This is a genomic window from Halomonas sp. DP3Y7-2, assembly GCF_019800795.1.
Classification (GTDB): domain Bacteria; phylum Pseudomonadota; class Gammaproteobacteria; order Pseudomonadales; family Halomonadaceae; genus Halomonas; species Halomonas litopenaei_A.
Genome location: NZ_JAHVKJ010000001.1, coordinates 179,122 through 193,607, shown reverse-complemented (window position 1 = coordinate 193,607; position 14,486 = coordinate 179,122). Strand labels below are relative to the sequence as shown.

11 protein-coding genes are annotated in these 14,486 nt (G+C 52.8%); all 11 read left to right on the top strand.

The features are described 5' to 3' along the window. Positions 1-123: 123 nt before the first annotated feature. The 11 genes from rfbB to KUV45_RS00760 all read left to right on the top strand — a co-directional run bounded on the left by rfbB (position 124) and on the right by KUV45_RS00760 (position 14,320). Positions 124-1,191, top strand: coding sequence for a dTDP-glucose 4,6-dehydratase (rfbB, locus tag KUV45_RS00810; RefSeq protein WP_222162383.1), 1,068 nt, complete (start codon positions 124-126; stop codon positions 1,189-1,191). Next, positions 1,188-2,069 carry a dTDP-4-dehydrorhamnose reductase gene (rfbD, locus tag KUV45_RS00805; protein WP_222162384.1) on the top strand — a complete coding sequence of 294 codons (882 nt, stop codon included), beginning with the start codon at positions 1,188-1,190 and terminating at the stop codon, positions 2,067-2,069. The genes rfbB and rfbD overlap by 4 nt, the downstream gene beginning before the upstream one ends. A gap of 450 nt (positions 2,070-2,519) precedes the next feature. Then, complete coding sequence (gene rfbA / locus KUV45_RS00800; RefSeq protein ID WP_222162385.1) at positions 2,520-3,407, top strand: glucose-1-phosphate thymidylyltransferase RfbA; 888 nt, start codon at positions 2,520-2,522, stop codon at positions 3,405-3,407. Between the two features lie 31 nt (positions 3,408-3,438). After that, complete coding sequence (gene rfbC / locus KUV45_RS00795) at positions 3,439-3,981, top strand: dTDP-4-dehydrorhamnose 3,5-epimerase (RefSeq protein WP_222162386.1); 543 nt, start codon at positions 3,439-3,441, stop codon at positions 3,979-3,981. 23 nt (positions 3,982-4,004) lie between these two features. Next, complete coding sequence (locus tag KUV45_RS20355) at positions 4,005-6,911, top strand: glycosyltransferase (protein WP_222162387.1); 2,907 nt, start codon at positions 4,005-4,007, stop codon at positions 6,909-6,911. Between the two features lie 51 nt (positions 6,912-6,962). After that, a complete protein-coding gene (locus tag KUV45_RS00785; RefSeq protein WP_222162388.1) occupies positions 6,963-7,892 on the top strand; it encodes a hypothetical protein in 930 nt (309 codons plus the stop codon). Positions 7,893-7,894: 2 nt separating this feature from the next. After that, the gene (locus tag KUV45_RS00780; RefSeq protein ID WP_222162389.1) at positions 7,895-9,085 is read left to right on the top strand and encodes a glycosyltransferase family 2 protein; all 1,191 of its coding nucleotides are present in this window, start codon (positions 7,895-7,897) and stop codon (positions 9,083-9,085) included. Positions 9,086-9,276: 191 nt separating this feature from the next. Then, positions 9,277-10,284, top strand: coding sequence for a hypothetical protein (locus tag KUV45_RS00775; protein WP_222162390.1), 1,008 nt, complete (start codon positions 9,277-9,279; stop codon positions 10,282-10,284). Positions 10,285-11,529: 1,245 nt separating this feature from the next. Further along, entirely contained in the window at positions 11,530-13,125 is a 1,596-nt protein-coding gene (locus KUV45_RS00770; protein ID WP_222162391.1) for a glycosyltransferase family 2 protein, read from the top strand. 101 nt (positions 13,126-13,226) lie between these two features. Then, entirely contained in the window at positions 13,227-14,018 is a 792-nt protein-coding gene (locus KUV45_RS00765; protein WP_222162392.1) for a hypothetical protein, read from the top strand. Further along, entirely contained in the window at positions 13,973-14,320 is a 348-nt protein-coding gene (locus KUV45_RS00760; RefSeq protein ID WP_224851941.1) for a glycosyltransferase, read from the top strand. Before KUV45_RS00765 ends, KUV45_RS00760 begins: the two co-directional genes overlap by 46 nt. Positions 14,321-14,486: the final 166 nt, after the last annotated feature.

The window sequence follows — 14,486 nt, the reverse complement described above, 5'->3', positions numbered from 1 at the left end:
CCATCACGCCTCGTCAGCTTCAATCGCACTACTACCTTCTTCTCTCGGCTAGCAGTGGTCATCCTGAAAGGATGCTGTCCACGGCACTGGGCCGATCACTTGCACGATTACCAGAGGCGCTATATGACCAAGACCTTTCTTGTAACCGGAGGGGCTGGCTTTATCGGTTCGGCCGTAGTCAGAGAGCTGATTGCTAATACCTCTCACCGCGTCGTCAATGTCGACAAGTTGACGTATGCCGGGAACTTGGCCTCTGTCGCCTCCGTGGCGTATGACGCTCGCTACACTTTTGAGCGCGCCGACATTTGCGATGATGACGCCATGGCGAGAATTTTCGAACAATATCAGCCGGATGTTGTCATGCACCTGGCAGCCGAAAGTCATGTCGATAGGTCCATTGATGGTCCGCGGGAATTTATCCAGACCAATGTGGTGGGAACGCTGACATTGCTTGAGGTGGCACGTGCGTATTGGGAGCGCACCAAGCAAAGCGAAGAAGACAAGGCCAGGGGGTTTCGTTTTCATCACATCTCTACGGATGAGGTGTACGGAGACCTGGATGATGATGGTAGTCTTTTTACTGAGCAGACCCCCTACGCCCCCAGCTCACCTTACTCGGCTAGCAAAGCAGGATCAGACCATCTTGTTCGAGCATGGCTTCGTACCTATGGCTTACCCTGCATCATCACTAACTGCTCCAACAACTATGGGCCCTACCACTTTCCCGAGAAGTTGATTCCGTTGATGATTCTCAAAGCGCTACAAGGAAGCCCCTTGCCCGTTTACGGTGACGGAGGGCAGGTGAGGGACTGGTTGTATGTCGAAGATCACGCCCGTGCCTTGGTGCAGGTGGCAACGGAGGGAGTAGTGGGTGACACATACAATATTGGTGGTCATAACGAAAAAACCAATCTGGAAGTGGTGCACATGCTCTGCGACCTTTTGATGGAGATGGCGCCGTCAACACATCACTATCGGGACCTTATTACCTACGTCAATGATCGTCCAGGGCATGACCGGCGCTATGCCATCGATGCCTCCTATATACAGCGATCGCTTGGCTGGGCACCTCGCGAGACCTTCGAATCAGGCTTGCGCAAGACCGTCTCCTGGTATCTTGCCAATGAGCGATGGTGGAAGGCAGTCCAGGATGGAAGTTACCGCGCCGAGCGACTGGGTGTATTGTCATGAGCGTAGTGTTGCTGGGAGCGTCTGGTCAGGTAGGGCATGAGTTGCGCAAGGCTCTGGCGATTCATGCTGACGTGCAGTCACCCTCCCGATCCGAACTGGACCTCGCAGATATAGATCAGGTGCGCGCCTATCTATCCCATTATCATCCCCAGTGGGTGATAAACGCCGCGGCGTACACCGCAGTGGATAAGGCCGAGACCGAGACCGAGCTAGCCTTTCGACTCAACGCTGGGTTACCAGAGTGTCTGTCCAAATACTGTGCCGAGCGAGACATATTGCTGACGCATTACTCTAGCGACTATGTGTACCCAGGCGATGGAGAGCAGTCCTGGAAGGAAGATAGTCCGACAGGACCCTTGTCCTACTACGGTCAGTCAAAATTGGCGGGCGATGAGGCGGTGCAGGCCAGTGGCTGTGCGAGCCAGATATTCCGCACCAGCTGGGTATACAGCGCCAGGGGCAATAACTTCATGAAGACCATGCTGAGATTGGGTCGTGAGCGTGACTCATTATCTGTGGTCGATGACCAAGTAGGCTCACCGACGCCCGCCCGCTTGATTGCGGACATGACGGTATGGGCTTGGCAGCGCTATCTGGATGACCAGACTCTGACAGGGCTTTTTCACTTGGCCCCAAGAGGAGAGGTGTCATGGCACGATTTTGCCCTCGAGATCTTTCGTCTAGCGAGAGAGGCGAATATCCCGCTCGCGATAGACGAGGCGGCGCTGGCGCCTCTTGCGACAAGCGAATATCCCACTGCGGCGACGCGCCCCTCCAACTCCCGTCTTTGCCTTCGTCTCATTGAGAAAACGTTCGGTGTAAAAATGCCACACTGGAAGGATCAGCTGGCGCTAACGCTGACAGATTACTTGAAATAGGGAAGCATTCGAAGTTAATGCTGTTGGCATTCTGGAAGGGAGAGTATTTTCGCGGCTCCGAGTAAAGCCTATCCTAACGCTAATTCTCAGGTTGCCTATTTCCATCTAATCCTATCATTCCCACTTTCCGCTGGCTGAAAGGTGTGTGTTTTACACGACACACTCCCACACTGGCTTCTCTATATTGTCGATATCGCCCCATGAGCTTGAGGGCCAGTCAAACGATTGCAAAAGTAGTAAAGTAAATAACTGGTCGGTAAGTGCTTTAAAAAGACAGATTTCTGGTCTGTCCAACTATATTGTTCTGCTTTCCTTGATATTTAATCCCGTCCTTCCCTTCGTCGCGTTTCTACCTTGTCCTATATGTCGTCGACAAATCACTGAATATGTTAGCGAATCCGTTAATAAAAATAGCGTGTCCAGTGGTCAGCATCCCCAGAGGTCTTCACCATGAATCGTAAGGGTATTATCCTTGCCGGAGGTTCCGGCACACGTCTACATCCCATCACCCACGGCGTGTCGAAGCAGCTGCTTCCGGTCTACGATAAGCCAATGATCTACTATCCGCTATCCGTTCTGATGTTGGCGGGAATACGCGACATTCTTGTAATTTCCACGCCTGAGGATCTACCCGTATACCGTCAGCTATTGGGGAACGGTGAAAAATTCGGTGTTTCCCTTAACTATGCCATTCAGCCGAAACCCGAGGGGCTTGCCCAGGCGTTCATCATTGGCGAGGACTTTATCGGCAGTGATCCGGTCTGTTTAGTTTTGGGCGATAACATTTTTCACGGACAACATTTCTCAGAGCAGCTGTTGAGGGCGTCGGATCAATGCCGTGGAGCTACTGTCTTTGGATATTTCGTTAAGGATCCCGAGAGATTTGGTGTCGTCGAGTTCGATCAAAACGGCCGTGCCATATCGATCGAGGAAAAACCGACACGTCCGAAGTCATCCTATGCAGTGACCGGTCTCTATTTTTATGACAATAATGTTGTCGATATTGCTAAAAGTGTGAAGCCTTCCGCCAGGGGAGAGCTGGAGATCACCTGTATCAATAACGAATATCTGGACCGCGGTCTACTTCACGTCGAGCGTTTGGGAAGAGGCTTTGCATGGCTCGACACCGGGACACATGACAGCCTTCTCGAGGCGGCTCAATACGTACAGACAGTAGAGCATCGCCAGGGACTGAAGATTGCGTGCCTGGAGGAAATTGCCTGGACTCAGGGATGGATTAGTGACGAATTCCTTTTATATCAGGCCGCGGGACTAGCCAAGACGGGCTATGGAGTCTACCTAAAACAATTGGTGTCGTCCAAGGCAGTCGGGCTCTGACAGGCTAAGCATAGAGGAAAGGAATAGGTCGATGAATGCAGAGAAACTGGCAATACCCGATGTTGTGCTAATGACCCCTCAAGTGTTTGGAGATGAGAGGGGGTTCTTTATGGAAACATTTCGCCAAGAGCTCTTTAATGAGCACTGTGGCGAGCAGAAGTTTGTTCAGGATAATCATAGTCGATCAGAGCAGCATATTCTAAGAGGACTCCATTATCAGCTTAAACAGCCACAAGGCAAGCTAGTGCGAGTTATTCGGGGAGAGGTGTTTGATGTTGCAGTTGATATGCGACGTAATAGTAACACCTACGGAAAATGGGTAGGTGCCCTTCTTAACGAAGACAACAGGCAAATGCTGTGGGTTCCTCCAGGCTTCGCCCATGGTTTCTATGTCACCAGTGACCAAGCCGAATTTGTTTACAAGTGTACTGACTACTATGCCCCGGGTGATGAGGTGTCGATTCGTTGGGATGACGAGACACTGTCGATAGATTGGCCTCTAAGTGGCGGTACTCCGCGTGTGTCTGACAAGGACGCACGAGGGATGGCATTTATCGATGCCCCTGGCTACTAGATGATAGATAGGGAGTGAAAGTAGTGGATGATGAATCAGGGCAGGGGCAGGCCTCCTCGGAGTATCCGGACCTGACGAATTTGGCGTTATCAGCAAGGCTACGGCGTATGCAGACCTCATTCAGCTGGCGTGCGACCAAGCCTCTTCGCGACCTGGGTGGTTTGTATCACAAATATATCAAGAAGAGCAGCCGACTGGACCTGCTGCCCATCCACGAGCTGCAACTCATTACTAGAGATAACCGCGTCATATGGGTAGCGGTAGGGGATGATCCTCAGTTCTTGTTAACACCACTCAATCCGGCAGTCCTTAAACAAGGCGGCTGGTTTAGTTTGGAGTACGACTTCTCTGCGCGCTTTGCAGTCGAGCAGTGTCTGTATCTTGACTACGGCGACGGCTTCCAGCCTGATGTCGTGTGGACCCGCAACGTCGCCAAGCCAGGGCGGCAGCGCCTTGTTCTCTACATCCCGGTAGGGACGCAAGGTCTGCGGCTCGACCCCATGACACGACCTGGCGAGTTCCAACTTGAAGATCCTCTGCTAAGACGAATCGATCCACCTCAGCTTGAGCGCCCTTGGTCAGGAATTGATGGATTTCTAAAGTGTTGCGAGGGCTGCGCTGTCACTCTGACTGAGGCCCAACAACTCGAGCGATGCCTAGAAGGGGAATTCCATTGGCGATCCCATGGGACCGACCCCGCATTCACTGTCAGCCGACGGGCCCAGGACGGCTTGAGTGAGGGCTGGTGTCGAATCGAGTTCATCATCACAGGTGAGTATCAACATCAGGTCGCCAAGCTTTATGTCGACTATGGTGAAGGCTTTACGGAAGATGAGTCCTACCCAGTGCCCTTTCAGTCTGGCGTTGCCACCACAAGGGTGCTGCGCCTATCTGGAGATGTGGTCAATATTCGTTTCGACCCATGGGAACGGGAGGGGCTGTTCCGACTCGAGCGACTGTGCATCGATAATGTTTTGGAGGGTGACGCTCACAAGGACATTGCCACCAGACTAGCCAGTAGTCGCTCTGAGTATGCCGGCCTGTCGGCATCGGACATATGGTCGGGTGCGGTAAATGATGTCTCGATGGAAGAAGGCGAACATCATGGTGAGCCCGCGAAGGTCTCGCAGTCAGAAGGCAAAGTCAAAGACCTAGAAGGCCCTGAGGATATCCTCCATCGATTACTGGAGGATTACGCCGAGACCTTCATTGTTAATGATGCCGAGCTTTCTTACCAAAAATGGATTGATGAGGTAGAAACTCTCGACTTACCCAGCAGAGACACGATTAAGGACTTCATTTCGGCGATACCATCACCGGTCGTTATCTCGATTTTGGTTCCCGTATACAATACTGATGAGCACCTCTTGGCGCAATGTATTGAATCAGTTGTCGCTCAGTCCTACCCCCATTGGGAGCTGTGTCTTGTCGACGATGCCTCTCCGTCACCACATGTGTCAAAGGTGTTGAAGACGTATAGTGAAAGAGACAAACGCATCAAGTTCCATCTCCGTGAAGATAACGGCCACATTTCCCGAACCACCAATGATGCCCTCGCACTTGCAACAGGAGAGTATGTGGCGTTGCTGGATCACGACGATGAACTAGCAGTAGATGCTTTGTATTTCGTTGCCAGAGAAATCTATGCACACCCTAATGTCCAAATTATCTACAGCGATGAAGACAAGATTGATTTCTCGGGTATGCGGTGTGAGCCCCACTTCAAACCAGATTGGAATGTGGATCTTCTCTATTCACAGAACTATGTTTCTCATCTAGGTGTCTATCAGCGAACGCTTGTTGAAAAGATCGGTGGGTTTCGCGTAGGCGTCGAAGGCTCTCAGGACTATGATCTTGTGCTGAGGTGTCTACCCCATGTGCATCCGGACAATATTCGGCATATTCCTCGTGTATTGTATCACTGGCGAGCAATTGAAGGTTCCACTGCACTGGCCGAAGAGGGAAAGGATTATACAACACCTGCTGGAATCAAGGCACTACAAGATCACTTTATGTCCTCTGCGATAGAGGGAGCGATGGTTCAGCAGGGGATGGTAGGAAATACCTATCGAGTGCAGTGGCCGACTCCCCAACCTTCGCCACTTGTGAGCATGTTGATTCCTACCAGAGACAAGAAGGAAGTCACAGAGTTGGCAGTTCGTAGCATACTTGAGAAGACACTGTATTCACATTACGAAATTATTATTCTTGATAATGGTAGCGTCGAGCCGGAGACTCATGCGTTCTTTGAGGAGATTCAACGGGAAGACTCCCGTGTGACGGTGGTACGTTATGATCATCCATTTAATTACTCTGCGATCAATAACTTTGGCGCAACACTGGCCAAGGGAAGTATCATCGGGTTGATTAATAATGATGTGGAAGTTATCTCGCCAGAGTGGCTCGGAGAAATGGTATCTCACGTCTGCCGAGAGGATGTGGGATGCGTCGGAGCCAAGCTTTACTACGGTAACGACACTATTCAACATGCGGGTGTTATTGTGGGGCTAGGGGGCGTCGCTGGCCACTCTCATAAGCACTTTCCTAAGGAGTCCGGTGGTTACTTCAATCGTCTCAAGGTGGTGCAATCGGTTACAGCCGTGACGGCGGCCTGCCTGCTGGTCAGAAAGGATGTTTATGACGAAGTCGGCGGTCTAAACGAAAACGAATTGAAGGTTGCATTTAACGACGTCGATTTTTGTTTAAAGGTACACGCTGCCGGGTATCGTAACATCTGGACTCCGTATGCAGAGTTGTATCATCACGAGTCTATCAGTCGTGGTGCAGAGGATAACCCCGAAAAAGTCGCCCGATTTAATGCAGAAATTGAGTATATGAAGAGCTCATGGGGAAAAATCATTGATCATGACCCGAGCTATAACCCCTGCTTGACAAAGAGTCGCGAAGATTTTTCTATTGGCGGCCGATAATGAATGCTGTCCTAAATGCCACTAGCGGAGCTAGTGAGAGAGCCCGGAGGGATGATGGCGAAGAATAATGCACTAATTAACAAGGGTATCGTAGTTGTAGGAAATCCTAAGTCGGACAGGACCTCTCCTATCATTGTCATTGGTACGGCTCGCGGCGGGACGTCCATGGTCGCGGGTGTTCTAGCGAGGCTGGGTGTTTACATGGGCGATCGGGCCAGTCATCCAGTATACGAGGATGTCCGACTTTCGAGTGCCTTTGAGCGTAATGAGCGTGCCAAGGCAAGGCATATCATAAATGAGTATGATGCTAAGCATGGTCACTGGGGTTGGAAGAGGCCCTCCATTATTGATCGTCTAAGCGACGTCGATACTCTTATCCCAAATGCTCGATATATATTTATTTATAAAGATATACTTTCTATCGCCCAGCGAAATTCTATTTCTATGCTCGAGCAAGTGACAACTGGTATGGAGCGCGCATTAACTCAATATCAAAATACACTCGATTTCATTAATCGTGGAACTGCACATGCCATGTTGGTGTCGTACGACAAGGCTACGGCCTATCCTGATGTATTTCTCTCTATGCTAGAGGAGTTCTGTTCTATTCATCCATCGAGGGAGCAGCATGATAGTGCGCGTTCTTTTATTGATCCAGAACCCGAGGATTACATTGAAGCCACCCGCATAACAAAGTCTCAGGGCAGCCTGGTGTCGTTTGATGGGCAACGTGTTAGGGGATGGGCTCAGTACGTCCATCGGGGGCAGCATGCTGAGGTCGAGATCTTTATCGGTGAGCGCTCCATTGGCGTGGTGACTGCGAACGAAGCGGACCCGGGCTGTGGTGCGCCCGATAACTTGGCTTGCGGATTTTCCTTCACTTTACCGAAAGATGAAGGTGTACTGCCTGGTGAGTGCGTAAGGGCAAGGGTCGTCAACGATGTTGTTGATTTGGTGAACTCACCGATGAGGATGAGTTAGCAATGGAAAAGTTTTGCCTAGCCGGAATTGTAAAAAATGAAGTCGACTATATGTTGGAATGGGTAGCATGGCATCACCTTGCCGGTTTTGACCATGTCATCGTAGCTGACAACATGTCGACCGATGGCACGAGGTCATTGCTTGAGGCCATGGAGTTAGCTGGTCTAATTAAGTTGATATATCAGCCGACTCTTGCAAGAAATACTCAAGCGCATTGTTATAACCGAGTGTTGGAAAGTGCTCTCGGAAAGTTTGAGTTTGTGATGTTCCTTGATGCTGACGAATTTCTGGTTCATGAAAGTCAACGACATGGTGAAGAACGACGGTTGCTCGATGAGTTAACATCCTGTGGCGGTGTCGGCAGTATCAGCATCAATTGGCGCTGTTTCGGTTCGGGCGGTCTTATAAATAAGTCTGCAGAACCTGTGCTTCGTCGATTTACGCATTGTAGCGATAGTTCTGATTTTTCAGCAGACCGACATGTGAAAAGCATGATCCGTGTGGATCACGTTAAGCGAACTGGGATTCATGCATCATTACTTATTTGCGATATGAGGCATATCGATTGCCAGGGTGAAGACATTCGGGATTTTTCGTGCTGGCCGGATGATAAGGGTAAGCCTGATCCGCGAAGCGGTATGACAGATAGCATCAGGAAAGGCCCTCTTCGGGTGCATCACTACGCGGTGAAAACAGAAGAGGAGTATCAGCAGAAGCGTCTTCGCGGTAGTGCTGTAAAGGGGAATACATTTGATCGCGGTGATGACTATTTTCGTTATCATGACGTCCGTGGTGCAGAATTCGCCTTCCAGCCCGGGAAACTAAGCCGCCTTGAGCGAGAAATGGCTGGCTTGGATCAGCGCCTAGCTAGTGAGACCCCATTAGGGCGCCCTCTGAGGGGGATCGTTAGTGTATCTAATGCCACAACGGTGATGGGCTGGATCACTGACTTGCAAGGTGATGCTGGTGGTCTATTTGTGAACATATTTGTCAATGGCGTGCATGTAGGTCGTGTTTCGGCTGACATGTATCGTCCAGATCTTCTACATTCGGGTAGGTCAGTGAACGGCTACTGTGGTTTTCGTTGGACGCATCCTCTTCCGTTGAAGCTTGGTGATAGGGTAACAGTGACGCCCCATGCCAACGCATCTAATTTGGGCGGCCAAAGCAATATCGTTGTAGGCAAAGAGTGAGATGCCTTTGTTTTGTTTGGAAAACTATAGTAACTGCGCCCCTGAGGGACAGCAAGATTCGGGGTGGAGACTTTTGCCATGTCACATGATAGACGAATACATGGTTTGAATCTCAATGATTGTGTGATACTGAGATGTTCATTGCAGGTTTGTGGGACGTTGATTCTCCTTAGAGAAAAGGTGTGTGAGGTATGCAGCTGCATGAAGAAGAATGTCCTGTATTAAGTGAGGTGACCGTGGGACCTTTATTTTTTATTCACATACCTAAGACGGCTGGTACAAGCTTTCGTTTAGGGGTGCAGCAGGCGTTAGGTAACCAACATATTGTGTATGACTATGGGCTTGAGGCACAGGGAACTCATGCTTTAGTACGGCAGTATATGTACGAGGGTCGTGATAATGTATGGCAGTTTTACCGTAGCTGTGTCGACATGCAGGCAAAGATGGTGGCCGGTCACGTTAATGCTGTGAAGTATCTACCTGTTTGCGGGGCAACTCAAACCCTTACGTTTCTTCGTGATCCTCTTCAGCGCGCGGCATCCGAGTACTGGCATTACCAACGACATGACCGTTACAAAATGAGCTTTTCTGAGTTCATCAGGCTTGAGGGTTTTTTGAATCGACAGCTTGCAGTGCTTCGTGGTGTCGATCCTGAAGCTATCGGTGTCATCGGACTCACCGAACGCTACTCAGAGAGTTTGGAGATTATCAATACTCGCTATGACATTGATGTTCCTCAGCGGCAGGAAAATCTTGCAGCGCCGCGGCTCGGTGCTCGCTACGATATCGACCCAGACGATGAGCGAGACTTTCTCGAGCTGAATGCTAGAGAAGTGGAGCTTTATCAGCACTGCTGCAAGCTCTTTGACGTCCGCATGCAACTCTATCGGCAGAATCTGCCTTTTTCTCACTGCAAGATGACCCGTTGTGATATTCAAGGTGTTGCTGGATGGGCGTGGTGGGAGACGGAGTCCGATGATCAGGTGGTAGTGGAAGTATTGGTCAATGGCGAGCGAGTAGTAACGGTTCCGGCGACACAGTCCTGTAGTGATGTTCAAAGCTGGCGAGCACCGAGAAGTGGCTGTGTGGGATTCAAGGTAGCGATCAAGTTATCAGCGGGCGATGAAGTGCAGTGTCGAGTCGCAGATACCGGTCAGTGTTTCCCGATCGAACCTTACCGAATAGCGGCGCCACATTGACGTGGAGCATCAGACTATCTGCAGACTTGAGCACGCAGCATGAGTGAGGATAGTACGTCTTCGGGGGTGTTACGACTTCTTGAGCGAGCGCATTTTATCGTCCACCCTCAGCGGTATTGGCGGCCTTGGAGTGGTTTGGAAGAGCTCAGCGGTGGTCGTCACGACTGGCAATGGGAGGCTCTGGATGATGATCCCCAGTTTCTTCAGCGCAAGCACTTGCCCCTTCCCGGTTGGCACATGGTCGAACTCGACCTGGACCACGATCAGCTGCACGCGCTAGTACGCCTGTATTTTGATACCGGTAGCGGCTTCAGTGAAGAGGAGTCGCTCGTGGTGCCCTTGAGAAACGGGCGCATCAGTAAGCGTCTTGTGTATGTCAAAGGGTGGCTGAGACGCCTACGCTTTGATCCTCTCGATTCGCCTGGGCGCTTTGCTGTCAGACATTTTCGTATCGTCTGGCTGACTCCCTGGTTTGCTCATGATCGTCTGAGCCAGCGACTGGTGAACATGCACCACCGTTGGCGAAATGTCTCGCGTGCAAGTGTGGTACAGGGCTGTCGTCAGCGCGCCAGATTGGAGCAGCGCCACTGGCGTGAATTGGCGCTAGCAGACTACGAAGAGACGTTTGAGCGGATGTGCTCGGGTCAAAGCTATCCCCAATGGTTACGCGAGCGTGGCTGGGAGGAGGCGTGGGAGCGCCGAGACGAGCAGGATACTAGCGCATCTTCTTTTCCTGTTGGGCCGGTAGGGCCCTCTGATCATCGTGTGGTGGCCCGGTCCGCGACGATATTGGGTGAGGGCAGACTACATACCTTAGTTGAGGGGGCGGATGTACCGGCGGATGAAGTGACGGCCAGGTGGCCTGATGCTCATCTTCCACTGCCAGCGCGTGAGGCGGTAAAGGCTGGAGAGGTCATCTATCGCCAGAATTGGCGGACGACCAGTCGACAGGCCGATTTTGGGGAAATTCGCGCCGGGACCGATGGGCTTCGTGGCACCCGCGCACGTGATCGTTCAAGAACCCGTCGGTCAAGAAGGAAAGCGGGGGGAGCGCGATCTCGTGATGACAGTCGCAGTCGACAGCGGGTGAGGCTGGAGCACAAAATATCGTTCGGGCGTATGGATGTGCAGGGGGAGTCATGGTTGGTCCGTTCACGGGCCGGTCCCAGGTTCTCCGCTCGGGACGTAACTGGTGCGGCCCAGGCAGCCGACGCCCATAGAGTCTGTCATCCTACGACACCACAGGTGTCGATTCTGGTTCCCGTCCACGACCCCGTGCCGGCTCATCTGCGTCAATGCCTTGAATCGGTACTGGGGCAGGACAGTCCCCATTGGCAGCTGTGCCTGGTAGATGATGCTTCCCAGGACCCTCAGGTGATTGCCCTGCTTGAGGAGTTTGCTGCAAGGGACAACAGAATCGAGTTCGCACGCCTTGAGCAGCATGGGCACGTGTGCGCAGCCAGCAACAAGGCGCTGTCCATGGCCAGAGGGCAGTACATCGCCTTGTTGGATCATGATGACATGCTATCGCCGTGCGCCTTGAGCTATGTGCTAGAGGCTACCAGCCTGTTTCCCGCGCCACTGCTCATGTATAGCGATGAAGACAAGATCGACGCCCGTGGCTATCGCTGTGAACCACACTTCAAACCAGGGTATAACCCAGACCTGCTGTTGGCACAGAACTACATCGCTCACTTGTGTGTGTTTGATATCGAACTGGTACGTCAACTTGGGGGCTTCCGCCCTGGCTTCGAGGGTAGCCAGGACCATGACCTTGCGTTGAGGGTGTGTGCTGCGGCGGATCCTGATCGCGTCGTCCATATCCCACGCGTGCTTTATCACTGGCGTGCTTCTCCCGGCTCTACGGCCTTGTGCAGCGACGCCAAGCAGTACGCCTTCGATGCCGGACTGCGCGCCGTGGCAGACCATTTGCAACAGGCCGGCAGCGGGGCTGAGGTAGAACCAGGGCCGTTGCCCCATACCTACCGAGTTCGCTGGCCGTTGCCTGACCCTCTACCATTGGTCAGCCTGCTGGTTCCCACCAAGGATCGTATCGATCTGTTGGCGCCCTGTGTTGAAGCGATTCTCTCGCGCACCCGTTATCCGCACTTCGAACTGCTGATTCTCGATAACGACACTCGCTGTCCAGAAACGCTGGCATACCTCAAAACCGTCGCTGCGGCGGATAAGCGTGTCAGAGTAGTGGCGTGGAACCACCCGTTCAATTATTCGGGAATCAATAACTTTGGCGCCCGCCATGCTCGGGGCGAGTTGCTCGGTCTACTCAATAACGATATCGAGCCGATCAACGAAGATTGGCTAGATGAAATGGTACGTCACGCGGTGAGGCCAGACATCGGCTGTGTCGGTGCCAAGCTCTACTATCCCAACGACACGATCCAGCATGCGGGCGTTGTACTTGGCATAGGGGGAGTGGCTGGGCATGCCCACAAGTATTTCAGTCGTCACGCTAACGGTTACTTTTCGCGGTTGATGCTGGCTCAGAACTATTCTGCGGTGACGGGGGCCTGCCTGCTCGTTCGAAAGTCGCTGTTTGATCAGGTAGGCGGACTGGATGAGCGCCACTTGCCTGTCGCCTTCAATGATGTCGACTTTTGTTTGCGAGTCCGCGCTGCCGGTTATCGCAATATATGGACGCCGTATGCCGAGTTGTACCACCACGAGTCTGAGTCTCGTGGTGCGGATGACAATGCCAGCAAGCGGGCCAGAGCCAGTGGTGAGGTGCTGTATATGCGCAGCACCTGGAAAGAGCAGCTTGATCACGACCCCGCCTACAACCCCAACCTGACCCTGGTTCATGAAGATTTTTCTTTACGCTGATAGCGGCCGTATCGAGGCGCTGGGCGATGTCAGGCAAGACAGTAGGCACGTTGGCTCTTGTGGCATGCCCTGCTGGAGCTCTTCCGGCGGGAACTCAGCTTATGAAAGCTGATGATCTGAAAGGCAGAACCGGGCTGCGCCATGCAACGGGAAGCCTGAGCGCCGCCCGGGGAAGATGGCTATTGCTTAGCGATGGTGCGCTGCCCACTGAAGATATCTACTTTATGGCGACGGCGGCGCCCGGGTTGCGCAAGGCCGGCGCCAACGTGACTCGCTTGAATACTCGACGATGGGTGACTCCCGGACTATGTTGGCCTTGGCTCGGGCGCCTGTTGTCCGGGGCACAGGTCATTGTCTGCAGAAGTTTGCCCCGCGCCTGGCTTGAGCTGCTCGAGTCGCAGCGTGGCCTTTTGGCGAGTCTGCATTACCTGCTGGACGATGACATCGGGGCAGCCGCTGAGGAGGCCAGCCTACCGCTGCCCTATCGTGAGCGTATGGCCTTGTTGTCCCGCCACTGCGTACCTCGGCTATTAGCCCTGGCTGATGAAGTCGTGGTGGCAAGTGAGCGATTGGCCCGTTGTCTCAGTAGCCACCACGGGACGGTGACGGTGTTGGCGCCGGCTCTAGGCTCATTGCCTGGCGCGGCGACTCCGCTGCCAGGTGACGGGCAGTGGCGGCTGGGATATCACGGTACGCGAGCCCACCGAGAGGACCTTGCAAAGATCGGCCCAGCCCTCGTCAATGTCTTGTCGTCGTTTGACAGCGCCTCGCTGGAGGTGGCGATGGGCGCATTTACCCCTGAACCGCTGCGCGACCATAAGCAGGTCATGATCCTTGCACCCATGGGGTGGCATGCCTATCGGCGACGGCTCGGCCAGACGCGCTGCACGTAGGGCTTGCTCCGCTGTGGCCATCAGCCTTTAACAGTGCCAAGTCACACCTAAAGTTTCTCGAGATTGCTCGTATGGGAGGGGTCGGTGTCTACAGCCGCCGCTCGCCATATCAAGAGATCGTCGATGATGGCGAGGATGGCGTGCTGGTAGATGATGATGATCTCGCCTGGCAGGAAGCCCTGGAGCGGTTGCTGTCGTCCCCAGAACAGATGCAGGTCATGGCCAGGCGTGCCGTGGAAAAGGCCGCGGATATAGGTAACCCGGCGAGGCACGAAGCCTTTTGGCGCGAGCGACAATGCTAGGAAAGTTTTTTCGATACTCAGGGCTTGTCTGACTTGATGCTCCTTTCTCCTTTCTCCTTTCTCTCTTCTCTCTTCTCTCTTCTCTCTTCTCTCTTCTCTACTGCTTCTCCCTACGTTGATGGTTCCCCATTCACGCTGTTGCTGCTCACAGGCTTGGGTGTTTTCT

What these genes read in the sequence shown, in the direction of transcription:
- rfbB (WP_222162383.1), top strand. Translation starts at nt 124, where the DNA reads ATGACCAAGACCTTTCTTGTAACCGGAGGGGCTGGCTTTATCGGTTCG.
- rfbD (WP_222162384.1), top strand. Translation starts at nt 1,188, where the DNA reads ATGAGCGTAGTGTTGCTGGGAGCGTCTGGTCAGGTAGGGCATGAGTTG.
- rfbA (WP_222162385.1), top strand. Translation starts at nt 2,520, where the DNA reads ATGAATCGTAAGGGTATTATCCTTGCCGGAGGTTCCGGCACACGTCTA.
- rfbC (WP_222162386.1), top strand. Translation starts at nt 3,439, where the DNA reads ATGAATGCAGAGAAACTGGCAATACCCGATGTTGTGCTAATGACCCCT.
- KUV45_RS00785 (WP_222162388.1), top strand. Translation starts at nt 6,963, where the DNA reads ATGATGGCGAAGAATAATGCACTAATTAACAAGGGTATCGTAGTTGTA.
- KUV45_RS00780 (WP_222162389.1), top strand. Translation starts at nt 7,895, where the DNA reads ATGGAAAAGTTTTGCCTAGCCGGAATTGTAAAAAATGAAGTCGACTAT.
- KUV45_RS00775 (WP_222162390.1), top strand. Translation starts at nt 9,277, where the DNA reads ATGCAGCTGCATGAAGAAGAATGTCCTGTATTAAGTGAGGTGACCGTG.
- KUV45_RS00765 (WP_222162392.1), top strand. Translation starts at nt 13,227, where the DNA reads ATGAAAGCTGATGATCTGAAAGGCAGAACCGGGCTGCGCCATGCAACG.